This is a genomic window from Streptomyces sp. NPDC094034, from assembly GCF_040303865.1.
Classification (GTDB): domain Bacteria; phylum Actinomycetota; class Actinomycetes; order Streptomycetales; family Streptomycetaceae; genus Streptomyces.
Map to the genome: position 1 here is coordinate 86,698 of NZ_JBEOUD010000009.1, position 24,003 is coordinate 110,700.

At 70.5% G+C, this 24,003-nt stretch carries 20 protein-coding genes; 6 read left to right on the plus strand and 14 right to left on the minus strand.

Going from position 1 to position 24,003, the window contains the following annotated elements; translation table 11 throughout:
• Positions 1–34: 34 nt before the first annotated feature.
• The 4 genes from ABTZ59_RS11265 to ABTZ59_RS11280 form a co-directional block, all read right to left on the minus strand.
• Positions 35–2,008 (minus strand): RiPP maturation radical SAM C-methyltransferase, encoded by a 1,974-nt coding sequence (locus tag ABTZ59_RS11265; RefSeq protein ID WP_351394246.1) that lies wholly within the window; start codon positions 2,006–2,008, stop codon positions 35–37.
• A gap of 244 nt (positions 2,009–2,252) precedes the next feature.
• Positions 2,253–4,283: an alpha/beta hydrolase family protein gene (locus tag ABTZ59_RS11270; RefSeq protein ID WP_503002593.1), complete on the minus strand. Its 2,031-nt coding sequence runs from the start codon at positions 4,281–4,283 to the stop codon at positions 2,253–2,255.
• Positions 4,280–5,659, minus strand: a complete 1,380-nt coding sequence (locus ABTZ59_RS11275; protein ID WP_351394248.1) for an MFS transporter — start codon at positions 5,657–5,659, stop codon at positions 4,280–4,282. Before ABTZ59_RS11275 ends, ABTZ59_RS11270 begins: the two co-directional genes overlap by 4 nt.
• Before the next feature lie 886 nt (positions 5,660–6,545).
• Entirely contained in the window at positions 6,546–7,757 is a 1,212-nt protein-coding gene (locus ABTZ59_RS11280) for a cytochrome P450 family protein (protein ID WP_351394251.1), read from the minus strand.
• Between the two features lie 297 nt (positions 7,758–8,054).
• Between ABTZ59_RS11280 and ABTZ59_RS11285 the strand changes: the two genes are divergently transcribed.
• Both ABTZ59_RS11285 and ABTZ59_RS11290 read left to right on the plus strand, forming a co-directional pair.
• On the plus strand, positions 8,055–9,125 hold the full coding sequence (locus ABTZ59_RS11285) for a serine hydrolase domain-containing protein (protein ID WP_351394255.1): 1,071 nt from the start codon (positions 8,055–8,057) through the stop codon (positions 9,123–9,125).
• A 123-nt stretch (positions 9,126–9,248) separates the two neighbouring features.
• Positions 9,249–9,722 carry a carboxymuconolactone decarboxylase family protein gene (locus ABTZ59_RS11290; RefSeq protein WP_351394258.1) on the plus strand — a complete coding sequence of 158 codons (474 nt, stop codon included), beginning with the start codon at positions 9,249–9,251 and terminating at the stop codon, positions 9,720–9,722.
• A gap of 97 nt (positions 9,723–9,819) precedes the next feature.
• Here ABTZ59_RS11290 and ABTZ59_RS11295 read toward each other — a convergent pair whose 3' ends face one another.
• The 9 genes from ABTZ59_RS11295 to ABTZ59_RS11335 form a co-directional block, all read right to left on the minus strand.
• The gene (locus ABTZ59_RS11295; RefSeq protein WP_351394260.1) at positions 9,820–11,529 is read right to left on the minus strand and encodes an extracellular catalytic domain type 1 short-chain-length polyhydroxyalkanoate depolymerase; all 1,710 of its coding nucleotides are present in this window, start codon (positions 11,527–11,529) and stop codon (positions 9,820–9,822) included.
• Positions 11,530–11,613: 84 nt separating this feature from the next.
• Positions 11,614–13,158 carry a phytoene desaturase family protein gene (locus tag ABTZ59_RS11300; protein WP_351394263.1) on the minus strand — a complete coding sequence of 515 codons (1,545 nt, stop codon included), beginning with the start codon at positions 13,156–13,158 and terminating at the stop codon, positions 11,614–11,616.
• A 127-nt stretch (positions 13,159–13,285) separates the two neighbouring features.
• Complete coding sequence (locus ABTZ59_RS11305) at positions 13,286–14,974, minus strand: ABC transporter ATP-binding protein (protein ID WP_351394266.1); 1,689 nt, start codon at positions 14,972–14,974, stop codon at positions 13,286–13,288.
• Between the two features lie 11 nt (positions 14,975–14,985).
• On the minus strand, positions 14,986–15,747 hold the full coding sequence (locus ABTZ59_RS11310; protein WP_351394269.1) for a class I SAM-dependent methyltransferase: 762 nt from the start codon (positions 15,745–15,747) through the stop codon (positions 14,986–14,988).
• Positions 15,744–15,911: a hypothetical protein gene (locus ABTZ59_RS11315; protein ID WP_165371911.1), complete on the minus strand. Its 168-nt coding sequence runs from the start codon at positions 15,909–15,911 to the stop codon at positions 15,744–15,746. The genes ABTZ59_RS11310 and ABTZ59_RS11315 overlap by 4 nt, the downstream gene beginning before the upstream one ends.
• A gap of 142 nt (positions 15,912–16,053) precedes the next feature.
• Positions 16,054–16,662, minus strand: a complete 609-nt coding sequence (locus ABTZ59_RS11320; protein WP_351394273.1) for a hypothetical protein — start codon at positions 16,660–16,662, stop codon at positions 16,054–16,056.
• Positions 16,659–18,470 carry an alpha/beta fold hydrolase gene (locus tag ABTZ59_RS11325; RefSeq protein ID WP_351394276.1) on the minus strand — a complete coding sequence of 604 codons (1,812 nt, stop codon included), beginning with the start codon at positions 18,468–18,470 and terminating at the stop codon, positions 16,659–16,661. The genes ABTZ59_RS11320 and ABTZ59_RS11325 overlap by 4 nt, the downstream gene beginning before the upstream one ends.
• Positions 18,471–18,647: 177 nt before the next feature.
• A complete protein-coding gene (locus ABTZ59_RS11330) occupies positions 18,648–18,833 on the minus strand; it encodes a hypothetical protein (RefSeq protein WP_030350807.1) in 186 nt (61 codons plus the stop codon).
• Between the two features lie 83 nt (positions 18,834–18,916).
• Complete coding sequence (locus tag ABTZ59_RS11335; protein WP_351394280.1) at positions 18,917–19,120, minus strand: hypothetical protein; 204 nt, start codon at positions 19,118–19,120, stop codon at positions 18,917–18,919.
• Between the two features lie 352 nt (positions 19,121–19,472).
• Between ABTZ59_RS11335 and ABTZ59_RS11340 the strand changes: the two genes are divergently transcribed.
• From ABTZ59_RS11340 to ABTZ59_RS11355, 4 genes are read left to right on the plus strand one after another with little or no spacing between them, the layout of a single operon-like run.
• Positions 19,473–20,429 carry an ABC transporter ATP-binding protein gene (locus ABTZ59_RS11340; protein WP_351394283.1) on the plus strand — a complete coding sequence of 319 codons (957 nt, stop codon included), beginning with the start codon at positions 19,473–19,475 and terminating at the stop codon, positions 20,427–20,429.
• The gene (locus tag ABTZ59_RS11345; RefSeq protein WP_351394286.1) at positions 20,426–21,193 is read left to right on the plus strand and encodes an ABC transporter permease; all 768 of its coding nucleotides are present in this window, start codon (positions 20,426–20,428) and stop codon (positions 21,191–21,193) included. Before ABTZ59_RS11340 ends, ABTZ59_RS11345 begins: the two co-directional genes overlap by 4 nt.
• Positions 21,194–21,223: 30 nt before the next feature.
• Positions 21,224–22,408: a sensor histidine kinase gene (locus tag ABTZ59_RS11350; RefSeq protein ID WP_351394290.1), complete on the plus strand. Its 1,185-nt coding sequence runs from the start codon at positions 21,224–21,226 to the stop codon at positions 22,406–22,408.
• Positions 22,408–23,013: a response regulator transcription factor gene (locus ABTZ59_RS11355; RefSeq protein ID WP_249953263.1), complete on the plus strand. Its 606-nt coding sequence runs from the start codon at positions 22,408–22,410 to the stop codon at positions 23,011–23,013. Before ABTZ59_RS11350 ends, ABTZ59_RS11355 begins: the two co-directional genes overlap by 1 nt.
• Before the next feature lie 288 nt (positions 23,014–23,301).
• On the opposite strand, the gene ABTZ59_RS11360 is transcribed toward ABTZ59_RS11355, so the two are convergent.
• Complete coding sequence (locus ABTZ59_RS11360) at positions 23,302–23,964, minus strand: GOLPH3/VPS74 family protein (RefSeq protein WP_351394293.1); 663 nt, start codon at positions 23,962–23,964, stop codon at positions 23,302–23,304.
• Between the last annotated feature and the right edge of the window lie 39 nt (positions 23,965–24,003).

The following is a 24,003-nucleotide window of genomic DNA, read 5'->3' on the forward strand; positions in this document are numbered from 1 at the left end:
AGACGACGGATCAGACGACGAATCGGACAACGGATCAGACAACGGTCATGTGCGGCTCGGCGGGTGCGGAGGCGGATACCGGCGCAGGCACCGGCGCCCCCGCATCGTCCCCGTCCCCCTCCACCCGAGCCGCGTGCCTGTGCCGCATGAAGTCCAGCCGCAGCAGGTCCTCGTTCACCGCCGACGGCGCGATATGCACGTACTGCCCGTTGTCGGTGAAGACCAGCCCGAGCGCCACCCAGCGATCGAGCAGTTCTCGCACCTCGTCCTCCTGGAGCGCCCCGCCCGGCACCCGGCCCGCCGCCTTGCGGGCGAGGGCCGCCGGCGCGTGCGGCTGGTCCAGCAGCCGGAACGCGGCGATCTCGTACGGGTCGGTCAGCTCCATCGCCCGCCACTGGAACGCCCTGCGCTTGCTGACCAGGACGATACGGTCGCCCAGATCGGCCTGGGTGAGACGCGCGTCGGCGTGGTGCTTGCGCCATGCGGCGAGCGCGGCGTTGAGCGCGGTGACCGTGGGTTTGCCGATGCCACGCTCCGGCGCCTCGAAGACATAGGCGAGACCGTAGAGCTCCTCCTCCGGCAGGTCGTAGGTGAAGCGGTAGTGCGCCTCGGGACGCAGCCCGGAGAAGCCCAGTTCGGGCCGGTTGAAGTACGGGCTGAACCGCTCGATGGCGATACGGGCGGAGAGGTCGACCGGCGGATTGAGGTGTTCCAGCGCCGGTATCTGCGCGATGACCGGGTCGTAGTCCTCCGCGCTCTCCCCGGGGAAGCCGTGCAGATAGTTCCAGGACACCGACAGTCCGGTCTCCGCGCCGTCGCGGAGCATGCGTACGTTCTGGCAGCCGCTGACGCCCTTGTCCATCAGGTCCAGCACGCGGCTGTTCAGGCTTTCGATGCCCGGCTGTACGTAGATCAGGCCCGCGTCGGAGAGCGTACGGAGCTGGGCGCGGCGCATATTGGCCTTGATCTCGATATGCAGCCGCAGGTCGTACCCGCTCTCGATGATCCGGGGCAGCACGGTGGAGAGGTAGCCCATGTCGAGGATGTTGTCGACCACGTACATGTCCAGTACGCGGTGGCGGCGGGCGAGTTCCATGATCTCGTCGTAGAAGGTGTCCGGGCTCTTGCTGCGGAACTGCATGAAGGAACCGTTGAGTCCGCAGAACGTGCAGTGGTGCTTCTCGCCCCACCAGCAGCCTCTGGCGCCCTCGACCACGAGTTTGGGCTCGACCCAGTTACGGGCCACGGAGGCGCCGAGGCGTTCGAAGTAGCCGCTGTAGTCGGGCGGCAGGATGGTCGCGGGAGGCAGCGGGCTGGTGGCCATCGGGTTGGCGGTGCTCACACCGTCCGGGTCGCGGTGGCACAGCCCGGCGACGGTGGAGAGGTCCGGGTTCTCGCCGAGCGCCGCCAGTAACCCCGGAAACGCGGCCTCGCCCTCACCTCGTATCACGTAGTCCACGAACGGGAAGTTGCGGTGGACCGTGGCGCCCTGTTCGCCGTCGCAGTTCGCGCCGCCGATGACGGTCACGATGTGCGGCGCCAGCAGCTTGACCTGGCGGGCGGCCGCGAGCGCGGCGGTGTTCTGCTGGAAGGTGGAGGTGAAGCCGACGACCTCGGGAGCCTCGTCGACGATCCGCCGGGCGATCTCGGATACGAACTCCGGTACCAGCTGGTGCAGTTCACGGGTCATCCGCATCCGGGACGCGCCGAGCTTCCCCTTCATCGCGGCGGCGAACTCGGCGTCCCGCCAGGCGGGGTCGTCGTACAGCGCGGAGGAGAAGACCCAGTCGCCGCAGCCCATGAAGTAGGACGCCAGCGCGTAGTACTCGTAGTCCTCGGCGGTGAATTCCATGCGCCGGGTGATCCAGTCGGTGAATTCGAGGTTGGCGTGCAGGACTTCGGCACTGCCGCCCGGCACGTGCTCGTCCACACTCCGCTTGAGGATTCCCAGGGCCAGCGACGGAAGGTCGATGGGCGACCAGGGCATGTTGACCAGCAGTACGCGCATGTCAGCTCCTCGTGGGACAGCCGGAAGACGGAAGGGGGCGGAAGGGGGCGGAAGGAGGGTCCGGGGGGAGGGCGTTTCGGACGACCGACCGCGGTCGTGGCGGTACGCGACCGGCCGGCCCGGCATCGGTGGCCGCCGGGCCGGCCGGCCTGGCTCGGATCAGTCCTCTTCCGCGTCTTCCGCGTTGCGGAACGGGATGGTGACCGTGACGCCGACGCTCGGCTTCCGGTTCTCCTCGTCACCCTCAAGCGGGTCGTTGTGGATGATGTCCTTCTGCATGGGCGGTTCTCCTCTCGGTGTGTCCGGCGGTACCTGTCCCGGCCGCCGCCGCGGTGCGGGCGCGGCCGGAATCCCCCCTCCGGTCGGCGGGGGGCGTCTTGGGGTCGCGGTACGGTCCGTGCGGCGCCTGTGGCGCGCGGGGGCCGCGCAACTCGCGGTCGAGGAAGACCACGGCACGGCGCAGTACGGCGACGTGGTCGCCGCCCTCGTAACCGTCGTGCCCGCTGTCGAGCCACATCGACTCGTGGCGCGCTCCGGCGGCGCGGAGGGCGGCGAGGTAGCCGCGTACCTGGCCGGGCGGGCACTTGGCGTCCCGGGTCGCGGCGACCACCAGCAGCGGCGCCCGTACCCGCGACGCGTACTGGATGGGCGAGCTGCGCGCGTACGCCTCGGGCACCTCGTCGGGTGTGCCCCCGTACAGACGCTCGTCCAGGGTGCGCAGCGCGGGGGTGGTCGTGCGGTAGGCGGCGACGCCGTCGGCGACGGGCTTGACGGCGACGCCCGCCCGCCACAGTCCGGGGTGGGTGCCGAGGGCCAGCAGGGTGAGATAGCCGCCCCACGAGGTGCCCCAGAGTCCGACGGCGTCGGGGCGCGCCAGACCGCGGCCGATCAGATCGGCGCGGACCGCCACCAGGTCCTCGACCTGGGTGAGCCCCACGCCCGCGCCGAAGGCCCGGCGCCAGCGCGGTCCGTAGCCGGTGGAACCGCGGTAGTTGACGCGCGCGACGGCGAAGCCCGAGGCCACGAGTGAGTGCACGACACCGTCGTAGGCGTCGCGGTCGTGGTCGGCGGGGCCGCCGTGTACGAGGAAGACGACGGGCGGCGGCGTGCCTCGGCCCTTCCCGAGGCCCGGGCGCTCATCGAGGCCCCGGCCCTTCCCGAGCTCCCGGCCCTCATCGAGACTCGGGCGCTCATCGAGGTCAGGGCCCTCCGGCAGGCTGAGCCATGTGTGCACAGGGCCGTCCGGGGTCGGCGTCCACAGGTCGCGGTGGTCACCCGGCACACGCCCGGGCACGGTGCCGAGGGCGGGCAGCGCGGTACCGGCGGTGGAGTGCATACGTGGCGGGTGGGCCGTATCCGTCCACAGGTAGTGCACGTCGCCGCCGGCGCGCGGCGCCGCGTCCAGCAGACTGCCGGGAGGCGTCGGCACGCGCGTGAGGGTGCCGGTGTCGAGCCCGGCCCGGTGCAGGGTACTGCGGCCGTGGCGGTCCTCCCTGATCAGGACGGAGCGACCGTCGCCCTGGCCCTCGCCCTCGCCCTCGCCCCCGGGGTACCAGCGGGCGGTGATCTCACTGTCGAACGCGCACCACGCGTACGTACGGATCCCGGTCTCCGGGCGCCAACTGGCCAGCAGATAGCGGTCGTCGTCCTCGCGTACGAGCAGCAGTTCGTCGCGTTCCGCGGTGGGTGCGAAGCCGAGCGACCAGAGTCTGCCGTGTGCCCCGGAGCCGGAGAGCACGGCGCGCGGTGTGCCGTCCGTGCCGAGAACGGTCACGGCGTGCGCGGAACCGGCCGGGCCACTGATCGCCAGCAGACCGGCCGTGGCGGTGATCCCGGACAGTGTGGCGTGCCGGTCGACGCGCGTCACCTCGCGTGCGAAGCCGCCGCGGCGGCCCAGATGGACGCTGGTCGTACGCCCGTCCCCCAGCCCCATGGCGACCCTCCCGTCGTCGCTCACGGCCAGCCCGCGCGGGGTCCCCCGGGGCACGCCGGTCAGTCCGGGGAGGTCGGGTCCGCCGTGGAAGGGCTGGAACCGCCACCCTCCCTCGCCGTGCGCGTCCTCGTCGAACCACCACACGTTCGCGTCCCGGTCGATCGTCCCGTGCAGGGTGCCTCCCGGCCGGTCGGTGACCTGGCGGGCCCGGCCGGTCGCGGCGTCCCACGCGAAGACCTCGCACCGGCCGTCCGCGTCGGCGGTGAACGCCATGAGCGCGGGATCGGCGGCACAAACCTCGGGCAGGGCGGCGAGATAGACCTGGTAGCGGGAGCGGGTCACGCGCCTCGCCCCCTCGTCGGTACGTGACTCGTCGGCACGTGACTCGTCGGCAGGTCGCTCGCCGGAACACCCCGCGCCAGTACGCGCTGGGCGCCGAACGTCGTATGGAGTGCCAGGAGGGCCAGCACTCCGGCGCACACGAGAGCGGGTACGGCGGCCCCCGCGTGTGCCGTCAGCAGCCCCGCCGACGCGGGCGCCATGGCGGCGGCCCCGCCCGCGGCGGTGGCGAGCACGGAGCCGGCGCGGGCCTGGAGTTCGGGCGGTGTCCCTTGGATGGCACGAGCCTGGAGGATCACGGTGGCGAGCGGCATGATCAGGCAGAACCCGCCGAACAGCGCTCCGTACGTCCACGGTTCCCCGGCCGTCGCGAGCGCGGCGGCGAGCGGGATCATCAGCCACGACACCGCCACCACCGTCCACGAGGGGCTGAGCCGACGGACGAGCCGGGGCGCGGCGAGCGAACCGGCGAGTCCGGTGGCGCCGGACAGTGCCAGGACCAGACCCATGGGCGTGCCGCCGTGGCCGCTTCCCTGCAAGGTGAAGACGGCGTCGTAGTACAGCGCGGCCAGCACGCCGTTGACGGCGGTGGTCCACACAAGTACCAGCCGCAGCAGGGGCGTTGCCCGGACGAGCCGGAACCCGGCGCTCGCCTCGGCGGCCAGGGCCGACCAGGTGCCCCGTACGGAACGACGCGCGGAAGGACCGCCGGAACGAGGCGCGGAAGGACCCTCGGAGCGACCCCCGGAGCGAGGCCCGGGGGGACCCCCGGAGCGAGTCGCGACGCCATCCGCCTTGAGGTTCGAACGCATGGCCCGGACGCAAGCGGCCGTGACGGCGTACGAGACGGCGTCCAGCACGAAGGGCAGCGCGCGCGAAGCCTGGTACAGCATGCCGCCCAGGGCGGGTCCGGCGACCAGGGCACCCCGGTCGCCCGCCTCCAGCCCGGCCACGACGCGTGGCAGGTTCTCGGGCGGGGAGATCAGGGCCACCGTGCCGCGCGCCGCCGCCTCGTAGCAGGCGGTGGCGGTACGTTCCACGAGCACGGCGGCGAGCAGATGGACCAGCGACGGCCGTCCTTCGGCGACGGCCAGGGCCACGGCCACGGATCCCATCGCGAGCGCCGAGACCACCGCCGACCAGAACATCACCGGCTTTCGCGCGCCCCGGTCGGCAGGTACGGCGACGAGCGGGCCGAGTACCAGCCCGGTCGCCGTGGACACCCCCGCGACCAGCCCCACCACCGCGGGCGAGTAGCCGAGCCCGAGAAGCAGCAGTGGCAGGACGACGCCGGACGCCTGGCTGCCGAGGGAGTCGGCGGCGTTCGCACACCAGAAGAGCCGGACATCACGAGTGGTGGCGGGCAGAGAAGATCCCACGCGCTGCCCTCCCCGTTTCCGCCGTCGTCAGACTCGAAGTCACCTGCGAAGTAGCGCTGTGCTCGACAAAGATGCGCAGAGAAAGATGCGCAGAAAACGTGCAGGAATTGCAACGCTCGGGAGCCTAACCAGGCGTCGATGTGAAGAACAAGGACGCCCGAACGAGGGCGGGTTCGTTTTCGCACGGCCGCCACGGGGGTACGCCGGGACCTCCGTACAGCAGCATCGGGACGGTCGGTTCTTACCGCGTCCCGCGCCCGCGATCACCGCGCCCTGCGTGACGAATTCGGATCACCGACGGCACGGCGCCGGGGATTCCGGCTTCACTTTGGCATTCGCGGCCCCGGGGGAATCGTCCGCGGGGGTGGAGACCCGTGGAGATCGTCGGCCGGATCGTCCGCGACTGGACCGGACATAAGCCGGAATTCGCCGCTCCGCGCGGGGTACGGCGTCTGAACAGCGCGGGGAACGGCGCGGGAAGGCGTCGCACGGCCGGGACCACACGGCGCGGTACGACGCCCGGCCACGCCCGTCGGACACCTTCCCCGCACGGCTGTCACCCCGGCCCCCGACGGCGTACGGAGCCTTCCCGGTGGTGAAGGCAGCCACCTCGCGTCCACGCGCAGGGCGACGCGTACGAGCGCGCGTCGCGCCCGTACGGAAAGGACTTCGGCGGACGCGCGCCGGCGCACGCGACATCCGCGATCCCACTCCCGGGGTCGAGACCGCCCCGCGATACGCGCTCAACTTATTGGCCGGAAACGAACGCGATGCCCGGCCCCGGTATCGACCACGTCGGGCCGGACGGACCGCACCGGCTCACCGCACCGGCTCACCGCACCCGTTCACCGCGCCAGGCGCGCGCAACGGCGGACGCTCCGGGCGATCACCAGCGCACGGGGAGGGTACGCAGTCCGCGCAGCAGGCTGGGTCGCCACTCCGGGGCGGCGGAGGCGTCGTCGAGCGCCAGGTCCGGGAAACGCTCCAGCAGCGCGGGCAGCGCGATGGAGACTTCGAGCCTGGCGAGCGGTGCGCCGAGACAGTGGTGGATGCCGTGGCTGAAGGCGAGCTGAGCACGGTTCGCGGCGGGGTCACGGCGGATGTCGAACCGCTCGGGGTCCGCGAAGCGCGCCGGATCGCGGTTGGCGGCGGCGAGGGAGAGCACGACGCGCTCGCCCCGCGGTATCGGCGTACCCGCCAGCGTGACGGGCTCGGCGGTGTAGCGGTACGCGGCGATCTGCGCCGGCGGCTCATAACGCAGCGTCTCCTCGATCGCCCCCTCCATCAGCCCGGGATCGGCACGCAGCGCGGCGAGTTGATCCGGGTGCCGGAGCAGCAGATGGACGGCGCTCGAGAGGAGATTGACGGTCGTCTCATGCCCGGCGACAAGCAACAGGAAGGCCATGCCGAGGAGTTCGTCGGGCGCGAGCCGGTCGCCGTCCGCGTCGTCGGAGTCGTGAGCCCGGACGAGGGCGTGCAAGAGGTCGGCGTCCTCCTCGGGGGCGAGACGGCGCTTCTCCTCGATGAGTCCGCCGAGATACTCCGTCATCGCGGCCGCACCGGCCATCGCGGCCTCCGCGTCGGTGATGGCGACGATCGCGCTCGACCAGCGGTGAAAGGCCTCGCGGTCGGCGGCCGGGACGCCGAGGAGATCACAGATGACGGTGATCGGCAGCGGAAAGGCGTACGCGTCGACAAGATCGCCCCCGCCTGCGGGGGCCATGGCGTCGAGAAGGTCGGCGGCGACGCGCCGCACACGCGGTCCCAGCTCCGCGATGCGTCGGGCGGTGAACTGCCGTGAGACGAGCGCGCGGAGCCGGGTGTGATCGGGCGGGTCGACCTGGAGCATGTTGCGGCCGATCGCGTAACCGCCGTCGCTGTCGAACTCGGCGGAGTGCCGGATGTCATTGCGCAACCGCGAGTCGCCGAGCCCGGCTCGGACGGCGTCGTATCCGAGCACGAGCCAGACCCCTTCACCTCCGGGCATCCGTACGCGCCGGACGGGTCCTTCGGCCCGGAGTGCCTGATAGGCGGGGTAGGGATCGGCGAAGAAGTCGGGGGCGGCGGAGGCGAGTTCGGTGAGGTGGTCTGCGCGCATGGTGACTCCCTGGAGTAATCGGGGACAGTTCCCCGCTTCCACCCCGAGCGTACCAAGAACCGGGGACACCTCCACGCTTCGGGCCGCCGCCGTCCGGGCGTTCGCGCCCCCTCCTCATCGGCTCGGCGCGGCGGGTGTCGGTCCTTGGCGGAGCGGGCGGGTGGCAGGATCGCCCTGGGCGACCGTAGGAGTTGGCTGGTGCGTGGGCAGGCATGGCAAAGGTTTCGTTCTTCCGGGCGGCAGCGGGGTGGTCGGCGCAGAGCCGTGACGGTCGCGGTCGCGGTGGCCGTGGGCGTCATGACGCCAGGTGTCCTGGCGCCGCCCGCGGCGTTCGCCGCCGCCAGGCCGGACACCGTCCAGCAGGGCCTGAACGCACTGGTACGCGCCGACGGCCTGCCCGCCGCGCTGGCCGACGTCAAGGATCGCGAGGGCCGCACCCGTACCTACACCGCGGGGGTGGGCGACCTGGCCACCGGGGCGCGGGTGCCCGCCGACGGACAGGTGCGGATCGGCAGCAACACCAAGACGTTCACCGCGGTGGTCGTGCTGCAACTGGTCGGCGAAGGGAAGATCCGCCTCGATGCCACGGTCGACACCTATCTGCCGGGCCTCGTCCGTGGGGAGGGCATCGACGGACGCCGCATCAGCGTCCGTCAACTCCTCCAGCACACCAGTGGACTTCCCGAGTACGAAGACCTCGTCGTCGACGGCATCCTTCAGCACCGGTACTTCGAACCCCGCGACCTCCTGGACATCGCGTTCCAGCGCAAGGCCGACTTCTCCCCCGGGACGAAATGGGCGTACAGCAATACGAACTACGTGGTGGCCGGCCTGATCGTCCAGCAGGTCACCGGCCGGCCGCTCGCCGAGGAGATGGACCGGCGCGTCATCAAACGCGTCGGGCTGCGGCACACGTACTTCCCCGCTCCCGGTGACATGACCATCCGGGAGCCCCATCCCACGGGCTACCACAGGGAATCAGCGGGCGCGCCTTCGCGCGACGTCACGGAGATCGACCCCTCCGCGGGCTGGGCGGCGGGGCAGATGATCTCCACCAACTCCGACCTCAACCGTTTCTTCACCGCGCTCCTGACCGGCCGCCTCCTCCCGGCGGCCCAGCTCAAGCAGATGCGCACGACGGTCCCCGTCGGAGACACCGGCGTCGGCTACGGATTGGGGCTCGTGAGCAGGCCGCTGTCGTGCGGCGGTGTCTACTGGGGGCACGGCGGCGACATCCCGGGATACGAGACCCGGGGCGGAGCCACCGACGACGGCCGCGCCGCCGCCGTCGCGGTGACCAGCATCCCGACCGACGGGGCAGCCACGAAGCATCTCGACGGTGTCGTGGACACGGCCCTGTGCCGCTGAACCGAGCCTTCCGGGGGACTGGCGGTGTCCCGGGGAGACGCAGGTCACGTTCCGTCATGTCACACCGCGCCGGTCGCTCACGTCAGATCTGTGTAGGCATCGACAACGACGGAGGAGTTCGCCATGAGCGCCCGTTTGAACATGTTCGAGAGCCCGACCGCGGGAAAGGTCTGGAAGCACATCATCTCGGCGGGCAAGGCGCTCGCCGACTCGTCGCTGCCGGCCGCGACGCAGGAGCTGGTGAAGATCCGCGCGAGTCAGATCAATGGGTGCAGTGTCTGCCTCGACATGCACACCAAGGAAGCCGCCGCGGCGGGCGAGACCTCGGTGCGGCTCAATCTGATCGCGACGTGGCGGGAGGCCACCGTCTTCACCGAGGCCGAGCGCGCGGCCCTGGAGTTGACGGAGCAGGGCACTCGTCTCGCCGACGCGGCCGGTGGCGTCACCGACGAGGCCTGGGCGAATGCCGCCAAGCATTTCGACGAGGAACAGCTTGTCGCTCTGGTGTCGGTCATCTCCGTCATCAACGCCTTCAACCGCGGGAACGTCATCATCCAGCAGCCCGCCGGCGGCTACCGGCCCGGCCAGGCCGGCTAGGCCGGGCGCTGTCTGTCCCAGGACTGTCCGGACCGGCGCCCGAGCCCGCGCCGTGCCATCGGCGGGGGCTCGGGCGCCGGGCCCCCGCCGATGGCTTCTACTCCCACTCCACCGTGAGCGTCGCTCCCGCCCCCGACCTGAGGAAGACATACGCCGTCGCCGCGGGCGCGGCAGCCAGGCGCAGCCGGGCCTGGGTGATGCCCGTCGGATTGACCGTGGTGAAGGCCGTGGACGACGTCGTTCCGGTGGTGAAGGCGCCGATCTCCGCCGCCTCGGCCGTCGACGCGGGGGCCGACCAGTCGTCGGCGGCCGTCGCGCAGGTCGCGCCGAAGCAGCCGGTTCTGATGTCGACGACGAGGCGGTTGCCCGCCGCCCATGGGTCACCCGCGCCGCTCGCACGCGTCACCGTCACAAACGCCCGTTTCACGCGCGCGCCGTCCGGGACGGACGAGGTGTCGAACGAGAACAGGGACCGGTTGTGGAGCCCGTCCGTGCCCCGGCCGACCGCGACCCCCAGGCTTCCTTCGAGCGTGCCGACGGCCGCGTTGGCTCCGGTGGCGGATGCCTTCACATAGCCGTCGTCCGCGGCCAGGCTCGGCAGTACGACGCTGCCCCCACCAGGCTCGGGGCCGGGGCCGGGGGATCCGTCGCCCGCCAGGTCCCAGAACAGGCCGATCCGGTACGAGGCACACAGCCCGACATCGAGGATGTACGCGCCCGCCGTGCCGCACTGCTCGGCGCCGGGGCCCGGGTCGACCGGCTGGCCGTGGCCCATACCGGTCAGCGAGTACGTCTCCACCACGTCCCGCCCGGCGCCGTCGCGGTACACAGCGTGTGGATAACCGGCCACGGTATCCGTGGCGTCGGGCGTCGCGTCCGTACCGTGAACGGCGGTCCACTGCTCCACCGTCTCCGTCAGATTGGCCGGGACGACCGTCGTGTCCGCCGTGCCCTGCCAGACCGAGACCGTGGGCCGGGGTCCGGCGTAACCGGGGTACGCGGCACGGACCTTGTCGGCCCAGGCCGCGGGCGACAGGTTCGTCCCCGGATTCATGCAGCCGTACGCGCCGATCACGCTCGTCGCGCACGCGTACGGCAGCCCGGCCACCGGTGCTCCGGCGGCGAAGACGTCCGGGTAGGCGGCGAGCATGACGTTGGTCATCGCGGCCCCCGCGGACAGCCCCGTCGCGTAGACCCGGGCGGAGTCGCCGCCCAGATCGCTCTTCATCCGGTCGGTCATCTGCTTGATCGACAGCGCCTCACCCGCGCCGCGCGCGATGTCACCGGATTCGAACCAGTTGAAGCAGGAGTTGAGGTTGTTGGCCGACTGCTGCTGAGGCAGCAGCAGCGCGAAGCCCCACTGGTCCGCCCACTTCGTCCAGCCGGTCTCCGTGTCGTAGGCCGCCGCCGACTGCGTACAGCCGTGGATCGCCACGACGAGGGGCCGGCCGGCGGGCAGGCCGTCCGGGACGTAGCGGAACATCCGCAGATTGCCGGGGTTCGTACCGAAGCCCGTGACTTCGGTGAGCGTCGCGGTCGGTGCCTGGACCCCCGCCTCGGCCCCCGCGTCCGCCCGTACCTCCGCACGTACCTGGGCCCGTACCTCCGCCCCCGCGTCCGCCCGTCCTACCGCCCCCGCCTCGGAGGCGAACCCCGGGCCGCCCGCGCCGAGCAGCGCGACCAGCAGCGCGAGCAGCGTCCCCGCCGTGGTCAGCCGTCGTGCCGCGCCCGTCCCCTCACCTCGTCGCGCCCTGTCCCGTACAGCGGTTCTCGTCGCTGGTCGCTTCGTCCAGGTGCTCTCCCGCATCGCGCCTCCCTCGTGTCCGTCTCCCTTGACGGGATACGGACACTAGGGGCGCGCTCGGGCCGCGCAGCACGGCCCGGACCGCCATCAATCCCGCGAAGACGTGGGCCCCGGCCATATGGACACCGGCTGAACGGAATCCTCCGCCGCCCCTGCCCCTGCCCCTGCCCCCGGCTCCGGCCGCCCGGCCCCCAGCTCCGGCCTCTGCCGGATCCCGAACTCCCGCCGCAGAGCCGAAAGCGCCGCGAGATGGCCGGACATGCCATGGACACTGGGCCCCGGCGGAGTCGACGCCGAGCAGAGATAGACCCCCGGCAGCGAGGTCCGGTAGGGGTCGAGCCGGGGCGTGGGGCGCAGCAGCGACTGTTTGAGGGTCATCGCCCCGGCGCCGATGTCCCCGCCCACGTAGTTCGGGTTGTACGCCTCGTACTCGGCCGCCGGGATCCCGCGCTGGGCGACGATGGTGTCCGTGAACCCCGGCGCGTACCGCTCGATACGCGCGCGCACCCTCTCCAACGGATCGGTGTCGTCGCCGTTCGGTACATGCGCGTACGCCCATACCGGCCGCTTGCCGGGCCTGGCGCGCGCCGGGTCGGTGGCCGCCGGGTCGACCAGCAGAACGAAGGGTTCGGACGTGGCGATGCCCTTGGCCGTCAGGGTCTCCTGGCGGAACATCTCCGCCTGGGTGCCCGCCAGATGGACCGTACCCGCCCTGCCGACCTCCGGGTTGGCCCACGGAATCGGTTCCGATACCAGGAAGTCGGCCTTCGCCGCCCCCGGCCCGTAACGGAACGCGTCGAGCCGGCGCCGGTAACGCGCGGGCAGCCGGTCACCGGCGATGGCGGTGAAACCCTTGGGACTGGTGTCCAGGAACACCGCCTTCACCTGGCCGAGTTCCCGCAGATCCGCGATGGGGCGGCCGGTGTGGAACCTGCCGCCGTGCGCGGTGATGTCGGCCGCCAGCGCCTCCGCGATACGGGCGCTCCCGCCGCGCGGCACCGGCCAGCCGGTGCCGTGCGCGAGATGGCCGAGCAGCAGGGCGACCCCGGCCGAGGCGAGGGTGGGCAGTTCCCCGATGGAGTGCGCGGCGACGCCCGCGAGCAGGGACTTCGCCCGCTCGCCCGCGAACCGCCGGGCGGCGAGCGGGGTTCCGTGCGCCAGCGCTCTGGTGGGGAGGAGCAGCGGAGCCAGCAGATCGCGCGGCAGCCCGCGCCCGCCGGAGAGGATCAGATCGACGATGCCCTCGCTATGGTTGAGCAGTGGCGCCATGAGCCGGCGCCAGCGCCGTCCGTCGGGGCCGAGGTGCTCGCAGGTGGCGTCGAGGTCGCGGTAGGCGAGCCCGGCGTCGCCGGCGTCGAGGGGGTGGGCGTAGCTGATCTCGGGGTGGAGGAGTTCGACCCCGCGCGCACCGAGGTCGAACTCGCGGAAGAAGCGCGAGGCCGCGGCCATCGGATGCACGGCGGAGCAGATGTCGTGGACGACGTCGTCGTCGAAAAGGGGCTCGGTACGCAACCCTCCGCCGATGGTGTCCCTGGCCTCGTAGAGCTCGACGGTGAGGCCGGCCCTCGCGAGCGTGACGGCGGCGGCCAGCCCGTTGGGCCCGGTCCCGACGACGGCGGCGTCCGCGGTCATGCCCCGCCCCCCAGGTCTCCGGTCCCCAGGTCTCCGGTCCCCGTCACGCCGCGACCTCCCGATGTCCCCACAGCCGCCGCAGACGTCACGCCGCGACCTCCCGATGTCCCCACAGCCGCCGCAGACGTCATGCCGCGACCTCCTGATGCCTCGACAGCCGCTGGTACAGATCATCCGTCGTGGTCAGTTCCGTATGCGTGCCCGTCGCCCGGACACCGCCCCGGTCGAGCACGATGATCTGCTCCGCCTGTGTGATCGTCGAGATCCGGTGGGCGATCGCGATCACCGCACACGTCCCGGAGATGGCGGTGATGGTGTCCCGCAGCGCGTCCTCCGCCTCGCTGTCCAGATTGGCGGTGGCCTCGTCGAGCAGCACGATGTGCGGCCGTTGCAGCAGCGTGCGCGCGATCGCCAGGCGCTGCTTCTGTCCACCCGACAAGCCCGCGCCGCGCTCGCCGAGTTCGGTCTCCAGGCCCTCGGGCAGGGCCCTGACCACCTCGCCCAGATGGGCCATGCGCAGCGCGTCCGCGATGTCCGTCTCGCTCGCGTCGGGCGTGGCGTAGGTCAGGTTCTCCCGGATGGTGCCCCGCATCAGGCTGTGGTCCTGCTCGACATAGCCGATCTGGCCGCGGATCTGCTCCAGCGGCATGGTCGCCGTGTCCGTGCCGCCCATCCGGACCGTGCCGGAGTCGGGCCCGTAGAAGCGCTCGATCAGCTGGAAAATAGTGGTCTTGCCCGCCCCCGAGGGCCCGACGATCGCGGTGAGGCCCTTTTCCGGGACAGTGAAGGACACCTGGTCGAGGACGGGCTCCTCGCTGCCGGGGTAGCTGAACGAGACACGGTCGAAGGCGATCGCGTGGCCCCGGGTGGCGACGTGCGCGGCGTCCGGGTCGAGTTCCTCCTGCTCGATGCCGGCCAGTTCGCCGATCCGGTCCAGGGCCGCGCGGCCCTGCTGGAACTGGGCGATCGACATGAACAGCATCACCAGCGGCGACACCAGATAGAAGAGATACATGATGAACGAGGTCAGGTCCGCGGGCGGCATCGCGCCGGTCGCCACCCGGGCCATCCCCCAGGCGATGACGGCGGTCAGGGCGACCTGCGTACCGACGTTCATGGCGGGCGTGAGCATCGCGGACAGCGCCGAGACACGGACCCCGGAGCGGCGCGCCTTCTGGGCGAAGCCCGTGATGCGCTCGGTCTCGCGGTCCTCGGCACGGGACGCCTTGACGGTGCTCATCGCGCCCAGCACCCGCATCAGCGCGGAGCCGAAGTCGCTGGTGTCCTCGCGGTTGATGACCGCCACCTTCCGCACCTTGCGGGCCAGCAGCAGCGACACGACGCTGGCGAGCCCCAGGCACAGCAGGGTCACGGCGAGAAGCAGCGGATCGATCCAGATCATCAGGCCGATGCCGCCCAGGACCATGAATCCGCTGGTGACGATCTGCGCCAGGGCCTGCGCCATGCAGATGCGCGCCAGCGAGGTGTCGGTGACCATGCGGGTGAAGACGTCGCCCTGTTCCCAGCGTGCGAACGCGGCCGTACGGGAGCGCAGCAGCCGCGCGGTCAGCACATGGCGGATGTCGAAGACGATGTTCTCGCCCGCCCGGCCGATCGCGTAGGCGTGGGCGGCGGCGAGTGCCGCGTCCGTCACGAACAGCGCCGCCGCCAGCAGGATCGGTACGGTCAGTGAGCGGTCACCGCCGACGGCCTTGATCATCTCGCCGATGGCCAGCGGCTGCGCCAGCGTGGCGGCGGATCCCAGAAGTCCCAGAAGGGTGCCCACCAGCAGGAGTACGCGGTGCCCGCGGGCCATCCCCCAGACGTTCACGCCGCGGCCTTGACGTAGACCGAGACGAACATCGGCGACTGCTCGGTGTAGGGCTCGTCGTCCCAGCCCGCGAACCGCTGCTCGGGCTCAAGCCCGGCGTCGCGCGCGTACGCGTCGACCTCGTCCGGGGTGGTGAGACGGGACGCCTCGGAGCCGACGCGGGTGGTCCCGTCGGACTCGTACCAGATGTGGGAGCAGAGCCAGAGCGAGCCTTCCGGCAGCAGCGTGGAGTGGGTCTGGAGTCCGGTGCCCGGTTCCGGATATGGCGTGAAATAGGTGTCACGGCTGCGCCCTTCGTGGAGCGCGAGGATGGCGGGCTTGTTGTGTGTCTCGATGACGAGCCGGCCGCCGGGCCGCAGCAGATCGGCCGCCCGCTGTACGGCCAGTTGCTGGTCCTCGGGGGTGAGCAGCATGGAGATCGTCGCGCAGACGCAGTACACGAGGCCGTAGCGCTCGTCGGAGGTGTACGTACGGATGTCCCCGTGGACGGGCTCGACCTCGCCGGCGCCGGACTCGGCGCGCAGCGTGGCCAGCATCTCCTCGGAGGAATCCACCCCGGTCACCCGGCCGACATGCCCGGACAGGGGTACGGCGATACGGCCGGTGCCGACGCCGAACTCCAGGGTGCCGGTGGACTGATCGGGGTGGAGGGTGGCTATCTTCTTGGCGACCCCGGCCGCGGCGCCGTCCTTCGGGAACAGCCGGTCGTACCAGCCGTCGAACTGGCGGCCGTACCCGATGTCAGCTATCTCGTTCACTGGTGACTCCTCTTCCTGTTCCTGTGCAGTTCCAGGCCGGCGGCGAGGACAAGAGCCGTGCCGATCCCGGCGGCGAACGGATAGTTGATGACGTCGCCGATCGCCAGGAACACCAGCACGGCGACGGCGGCGAGGGCGCAGAGAATGACCGGGGTCTTGTTCATACGGGAACTCCTCGGGTACTGCGGGTGCCGCCCCTCGTGGGGGGAGGGGCGGCGGTGGATGGCGGCTACCTCTTGAGAACTCCGATCGCGATGGCCGCGGCGATCGCGGCGCCGATCGCAACGATGACGTACGCACCAACACTCATGCCTTGACCGCTTTCTTGACGTCCGACTTCACTGGCGTGTCCATGTGGGGGTCCAACGGGGTGTACGGCGACACGAACACGACCTCGGGGTCGTGACTCGCGTCGTACCCGGTGGCACGGGCCAGCGCGAACTGGAATCCCGTGATCAGCCGGGCCTCCTCCTGCTCGTTGATCGTGGCCCGCAGATACTCGGTGAGTGTCCGGTAGGCGGAGGTCCGCACGATGACGGAGAACCCCTTGTCGATCACATGGAGGATCTCACTGCAAATGTCGAAGATCGCTTTTTCCGGCCGCCGCGTCGGGAACCAGACGATCTGGCGCATCTTGCGGCCGGCGATGACATCGACGCCCTTCCAGGCGGAGGTCTCGCCGTCCGTGCCGCGTGTGCGGTAGAGGAAGTGGTAGTCGTGCATGGCCGGAGTCGGCGCGAAGAAGCGCCAGTTGGGCAGCAGCGAGAAGGTGTCCTTCAGCTGGAGCCGGTTGAACAGCTGGTTCGGGTGCTGGGTCGCGACGGTACTGACCAGCATCACGGCCCCGGCGATACGCCAGCCGGCGCCGGGCCCGGTGAACAGGCTCTTGCCGATCTCCTTCGGTGATGTGCTCACTTGGCCGCCCCCTCGTGCTCGTCCGTGGTCGCGTCCGTCCGCAGTCCGGCGTCGCAGAACGCCACGATGCGCTCGGTCACCTGATGCGCGAAGCGGCTCTGCGTCAGCACTGTGTCGTGGTCGGCGCCCTCGATCACCACCACCTCCGTCCGCCGGCCCTCGCCGCGGTGCGCCCCGGCCAGCTCGTTGTGCATGAGCAGCTGGTCGGGGTCCCGGTCGACGGTCTGCTGTGCGGAGACCACCAGCGCATGGGTCTCCAGCGGTTCCAGCTCCCCCTCGAAAGCCCGGAAGTCCGCCTCCACCGCCGCCCATTCACGCCGTCCGGCATTCCACATCCGTACGTCCGTGTACTGCGCGAACGCCTTCTTGCGATACGCCTCGGGCAGCGCGTCCACCCAGATGGGACGCGACATCAGGATGCCGGTGCCCGCGCGCAGGAACCACACCATCTGGGTCAGGGACTCGCTCAGCCGCTTCGCGGTGTCGCTCTGCTGCTTGGAGCGGTTCAGCTCGTCGGGGTGGGAGGAGTCGAGATAGACCACGCCCTCCACCCGCTCGCCGAGGTGGAGCGCGGCACGGCGGGCGAGTTCGCCGCCGAGCGAGTGGCCGACGAGTATGACCCGGCGCCGCGGTGAGACGGTGCCCACGAGGTCGACCAGGTCGTCGACGGACTCGGCCAGGGTGTAGGGCGCGTCGGTCTCGCGGCGGCTGCCGGCGTATCCGGCGCGGGCATAGGTGACGACGCCGTAGCCGGTCTCCTTGGCCAGCTTCTCCGTGACCCAGGAGAAGTGTTCGGAGGTGGCGACCATTCCGGCGGCGAACACCATCACGGGCTTGTCGGCGTCACCCTGCGACATGATCTCGTACTGGAGCTCGTTGCCGTTGCGGGTGGTGAGGGTGCGGGTGGTGTGCCAGCCCTCCAGCGTACGGAGGCGACGCTGTACGGCGACCACACCGGCCACCGCGGCGGCCCCGGCCAGCAGGCTCGCGGCCGTCAGCGGTGCGCGGTTGTCCCGGCCCTCGACGGCGCGGTGACCGCGGTGGGTCGCGGTGTACGCCACCATCGGGTGCATCGCCACGAACGAGGACACGAACCGGCCCAGGCCCATCAGGAACCCGTTGGTGACATGGAACGCGGCGGCGCTGGCGATCATCGGGCGGGCCAGCCGGCCACCGGCGAGATAGACGAGGGGGAAGAGGCACTCCAGCGCCAGCACACTGTGGGTGAGATAGCGCGAGAGCCGCGGATGGTCCTGTGTCCACCGGAACATCGGCTCATGGCCGTAGGTCCTGGTGCGCATGATCCCGCCGAGCGCGGACGCGTCCCGCCAGGGTTCCCCGAGCAGCTTCACCCAGCCGGACACCGCGTACGACAGGCTGGACTGGAGGGCGACGTACCAGATCAGCGCGTCCTTGGCCTCCGGCGACTTCACCAGCCGGGCCGCGCCCGTGGCGGTCTGCACGAGAATGGCCACCTGGTCCGAACCGTCGGTGCCGTAGCGGTGGCGCGGATAGAGCAGCGCGGACGTCGTACCGAGGAAGAGGCTTCCCGCGCCACGCCAGCGCGAGGAGCCGGGAAGCAGCATGCCCGCGCTGACGGCGGCGCGGGCGACATGGAGGGCGGTCGTCGTGCGCCGCCCGCTGACGGCGCCCAGCGCCTTGCGTACGAGCGGCGTCGAGGCGGCCTGGACATCCTTGACGATGTCCCAGTCATTGAGCCCGCCCTTGCGCAATTCCTTGCGCTGGGAGAGATATTCGATCGAGGAGGTCAGTGTGGTGACCGCGGCCAGCCGTTCCGACATGGCCATCGCCCCGTCCCGGGACACCGGCACAGGACCGAAGACTGCCGAAGCGATCCTTCGTGCGAATCTCACAGGGTTCCTTTCAAAACCGCCCTGCGGACGGCTCCCGTAGAGTGGATAGGGTTCTGCCGGGCCAGAACGCATCTCTGGCCCGGCAGAATTGCATTCAGGTACTGCCTGTGACTAGAGCTGCGTGGCCGGGGCCGAACCGCCGCCGCGACCGAGCTCAAAGGCGCCGATGACGGCGGAAGAGACCGCCACGCCGCCCAGGAACGCACCCGGGGTGGCCAGCACCGGGGTGGCGTCGGGGAATACCTTTCCCTCCGCCGGAATGTCCATCTCGTTCACTGCCTCGATGATGTTGTTCATGCTTTTCCTCCTACCAACAGTTCGATTTCGTGAATGAATGAGCTGTTTTCGCGCAGGTAGTGTGAAACCACCGGCGAGAATGTTTAGCCGACGGCCTTGCCGAGCGCGTAAGCGCCGCCGACGAGGGTCGCGCCACCGACGAACGCGCCGACGACCTTGGCGCCACCGATGGCGGCGAGGGCGGCGGCCGGGGTCGCCAGAACGGGGCCCTGCTCCGAGTTGGACTCGCCCTGGTCGATGGCGCCGAGGTCCAGCTTCTCGTTGAAGTACGAGACGATCTCCACCATGAAGTGCTCCGCTTTCTGCGATGTGTTGGATGCACGCGCCGCACGTACTGGATGCACGTGCGAGACGCACTCACTGAAATTCGGCCATTCATAAGACCGATACCGGCCATTTGGTGGCCCTCAGTGCGTTATACGCGGGTAAACCTCCGCGACTGCGGCGGCGATCCCCCGTGCTGTGCGGTTGGATGAAAGCACCCGCGCCAACAAGGCCAGTATGACGTAGGTCACAGTGGCATTCGGAATGAGATCATCCGTCTTCTGACATGTGTCACAAGTCGATATGACGTCCGTCATCCGAGGCCATGACAGTTCTCATCGAGGTGGACGTCATTCATCGGGGACGATTTCGCCCATGGATGCCAATGGAGCAGAAAATGTGATCGAGGTCACAGACCTTTGGCGGCGATACGGGCCCGATGACAAGCGTGGCTTCGCCGCCGTTCGAGGCGTCAACTTCACTGTCCCCAAGGGCGAAATCTTCGCCCTGCTCGGGACAAATGGCGCAGGAAAGACCTCTACGGTCGAACTACTCGAAGGTCTCGCCCGCCCCACCGGTGGCAGCATTCGCCTTTTCGGCGCGCACGATCCCTTTTCCGACCGTAAGCACACCCGCCCACGCACGGGTGTCATGCTCCAGCACGGCGGTTTCGCCACCGACCTCACGGTCGACGAAACGGTCGGAATGTGGGCGTCCGTCACCACCGACCCGCGCCCCGTCGCCGAGGCCACCGAGATGGTGGGGCTCGGGCACCGCGGCGATGTCACCGTCAAGAGCCTGTCGGGCGGCGAGAAGCGACGGCTCGATCTCGCCTTGGCCACGCTCGGCCGGCCCGATCTCCTCTTCCTGGACGAACCGACGACCGGAATGGACCCCGAGGGACGCCACGACACCTGGCGGATCATCGAACAGCTCAATGACGACGGCGCCACCATCGTCCTGACCACGCACTACCTGGAAGAAGCCGAAGGGCTCGCCGACCATCTGGCCATCATGCACCAGGGCGAGATCGCGGCATCCGGAACGGTGCCCGAGATCGTCGCCGCCCACCCCTCCACCCTCGCCTTCCGCCTCCCGCCGGGCCTCGGCACCGACGACCTCCCCTCGGCGAGCGACCTGCGGGCCACCATCACCGCCGACAAGGACGGCCGGATGGAGCTGTCCACCGAGGACCTCCAGCACACCACGACCGAAGTCCTGTTCTGGGCCCGCCACAAGGGCATCGACCTGAAGGAACTCGACGCCAGCTCCGCCTCCTTGGAGGAGGCGTTCCTGCGCGTCGCCCGGACCGCCACCAGGGGCACCGAATGAGTACCGCCGTCGCACACCTCACCGCGCTCAGCCGGATCGAGCTGCGCCTCTTCGCCCGGAGCAAGACCAATCTCTTCAACGTGCTGGTCATCCCCGTACTGATCACCATGGGCACGACCACCTTCATGGACCAGTACGACCTGGCGGGCGCCGGTCTCGCCATGGGCCAGGTCATGATCTCCACCTCCGCGGGCATCGTCCTCGTCATGGCCCTGTACGCGCCGCTCACCGGCGTCTACGTGCTGCGCCGCGAGGACCACCTCCTCAAGCGGCTGCGCACCGGCGAGGTCCACGACACCGTCATCCTGGCCAGCCCGGCCGTGCCCATGATCGTGGTCGCCGTCGTCCAGTTCGCCCTGATCGCCGCGGCCATCACGGTCATCGCCGATCTCGGCGCGCCCGCGGCCCCGCATCTGGCGCTCCTCGGCATCCTGCTCGGCGCCCTCCTGACCACCGCCGTGGCCGCGCTCACCACCGCCGTGGCGCGCACCGCGGAGAGCGCCCAGGGAGTCAGCACGATGGGCTTCCTCTTCCTCCTGCTGACCTCAGGCACCCTTGTCCCCATGGGTGTTCTGCCGGACATCTTCGGAGACGTCCTCGGCTACTTCCCGCTCACCCCCGCCGTCAGCCTGGTCCAGTCAGGCTGGACCGGAGAGGATGCGGGTTTGGGCTCCGCGCTCATCAGGGTCGCCACGATCGTCGCCTGGACCGCTCTGGCGACCTGGGGTGTACGGCGCTGGTTCCGGTGGGAGCCCAGAGACTGACAGCATGACCAACGGGGAAGAGGAAGCGAAATGGGGACCTCGCCGCACCAGACCAACGTGCACAAGGCCACGGTCTACACACGTTGGATGCTCTGTTCCATGCCGTGGTTCCTGCTCGCTTCCCTCCTCTGGCCCTTACTCGCCCAACTCCAGCGTGGCGGCACCCCGGCCTCGGTCGTGGGCCTGGCCGCCGCGCTCACGACGGTCCAGGGCATCGGTGCGACCACGGCCGTGGCCTACGGCATGGGACGGCAGATCCTCCCGGTACCACTGCTGCTCGGGATCGGGGCGCTCACCGCGTTCCAACTCGCGCTGATGCCCTACCTGTACGACTCCGGATGGCTGACCGGGACGCAGTCGATCGCCACGCTGTCGGTCGTCCTGGCGCTGCCGCTCGCCTTCGCCCTGTCGCCCACGGCCAATCTGCGCCTCTACGCGAGCGCCGCGCTCACCGAGACCGTCGCCGCCGCCGGTGTGAGTCTCTCTCTCGACCCGCGGATGACCCTGCTCGTCCTGGCCCTCACCGCGACGGGATGGGCGGTCATCGGCCTTCTCATGCACTCCTCCGTATGGTTTCTGGCCGTCATGTGGCAGCTGGACGCGGCCCGGGAGTCGCAGGCCCGGCTCGTCGTGGCGGAGGAGCGGCTCCGATTCGCCCGCGATCTGCACGATGTGATCGGCCGGAACCTGTCCGTCATCGCGCTCAAGGGCGAACTGGCCTCCCGCCTCACCCAGCACCCCAAGGCACAGGCGGAGATGGTCGAGGTGCAGCGCCTCGCGCGCGAACTGCACAAGGAGATCAGGGACGTCGTACGGAACTACCGCACCACCGATCTGGAAGCCGAACTCGACGGCGCCCGCGCGGTCCTGGAAGCGGCGGGCGCGACCTGCGTCATCCATCACGCCCCGCCGGCGGGCGGCTTCGGGGAGAAGACCCAGATCGCGCTGGGATGGGCCGTCAGGGAGGCCGTCACCAACGTACTGCGGCACTCCCAGGCCACCCACTGCACCATCACCGTGGATCGCCGCGACGGAGTGGGAACCCAGCTCCAGGTGACCAATGACGGTGCCACGGCCGGCGGCGGTCCCGGCCAGGGGACGGGTCTGGACGGGCTGACACAGCGGCTCGCGCCCCTCGGCGGCGACCTCTGCCACGGCTACGGGCCGAAGAACACCTACCGCCTCACTGTGCGCATACCGAACGGGGAATCGTAATGATCCGGGTCCTCCTCGCCGATGACGAACATCTCATACGCGGCGCGCTGGCCGCGCTGCTGACCTTCGAGCACGACCTGGAGGTCGTCGCCGAAGCCTCCACCGGCCCCGAAGCCGTGGCCATGGCCCGCCACCACAAACCCGATGTCGCCGTCCTCGACCTCCAGATGCCGGGCAAGGACGGCATCACCGTCGCGGAAGACCTCAACCGGAGTCTGCCCGGCTGTCAGACGCTGATCGTCACCAGCCACGGCCTGCCGGGTCATCTCAAGCGCGCGCTGGCCTCCGGGGTCCAGGGGTTCGTCTCCAAGACCGTGTCCGCGCAGGAACTCGCCTCGATCATCCGCAGCGTGCACGGCGGCAGCCGCTACATCGACTCCACCCTGGCCGCGGACGCCATCAGCGCCGGGGACTCGCCGCTGACCTCGCGGGAGGCCGATCTGCTCACGCTGGCCGCGGACGGCGCGCCGATCGAGGACATAGCGGAACGGGCGGCGCTGGCGCAGGGCACCGTACGCAACTACCTGTCGGCCGTGACCACCAAGCTGGGGGTGGAGAACCGGCACGCGGCGGCGTATCTGGCGCAGCGGCGCGGCTGGATCTGAGGATCCGAGCGAGCGGTACGGGCCCCATGGCCTTGACCGAGGCGGCCTTCCCGAGGGACCTGCCCGCCCCCGTCCACCGGTTCCGGCCGGCGTACGGGGGCGGTCGCGTGTACGGGGCGGTCGCGCACGTAGGGAGGCGGTCGCACGTACGGAGGCGGTCGCGCACGTACGAAGGCGGTCGCGCGCCGCTCGGGCACACGACCGCCGGGGAGTACCGGGACTTCTGGACCGCGAGGGCGCGGGACCTCCGGGACGCGGGGCGCGGGGCCTCCGGGGCGCGGGGGCGCCTCAGTTGGCGCCCATGACCGCCCCGATCGCCGTCGAGGTGACCATCACCGTGAGCGCGGTCTGCGCCGCGTCGATGATGCTCCGTACGGCGGGCGACGCCCACTGGCCCTGGGCGATCTCCGCCATCCGCGACTCGATCGCGCGCGCGTCGCCCTCGGTGAACGCCAGCTTGTGCAGCTTCGCGCCGTGGAGCAGGGCCACCAGCCCCGCCGTACGGTCGTCGGGCGTCTCGCCCCGGAGCACCACCTCGTCCAGCCGCTCCCGTACCGCCGCCTCGGCCGACCCGTCCGCCTCCGGATAGCGGCGCACGGGGAAGAGCCCGAGCACCTTCTTGGTCTCCTTGCGGACCAGCCCCTTCGCCACCAGACCGTCCGTCGCGCCGGCCACCGCCGGCTTCTTCAGGTGGTGCAGCCAGTCCTTGACCTTGCCCGGCTTGTCGTGGCCGACGATGTCGGCGAGCGCGGCGTCGAGGACGGGGACACCGAGAGGCGCGGGATCGCGGACGGCCACCACCTCATCGGTCACCTCGATCCGCCCGGCCAGCGCGAGATCCAGGAGGGACGCCGCGGCGATCGCCCAGGCGACCTTCTCCGGCTCCTTCTCATAGCCCCATTTGTCGTCCAGCGCAAGCAGTAAGAGCTCTTCGCCCAGCGTGGTTTCCATATCTGTTGCCTCTCCGGGTGCCGTGGGGGGTAAACACCC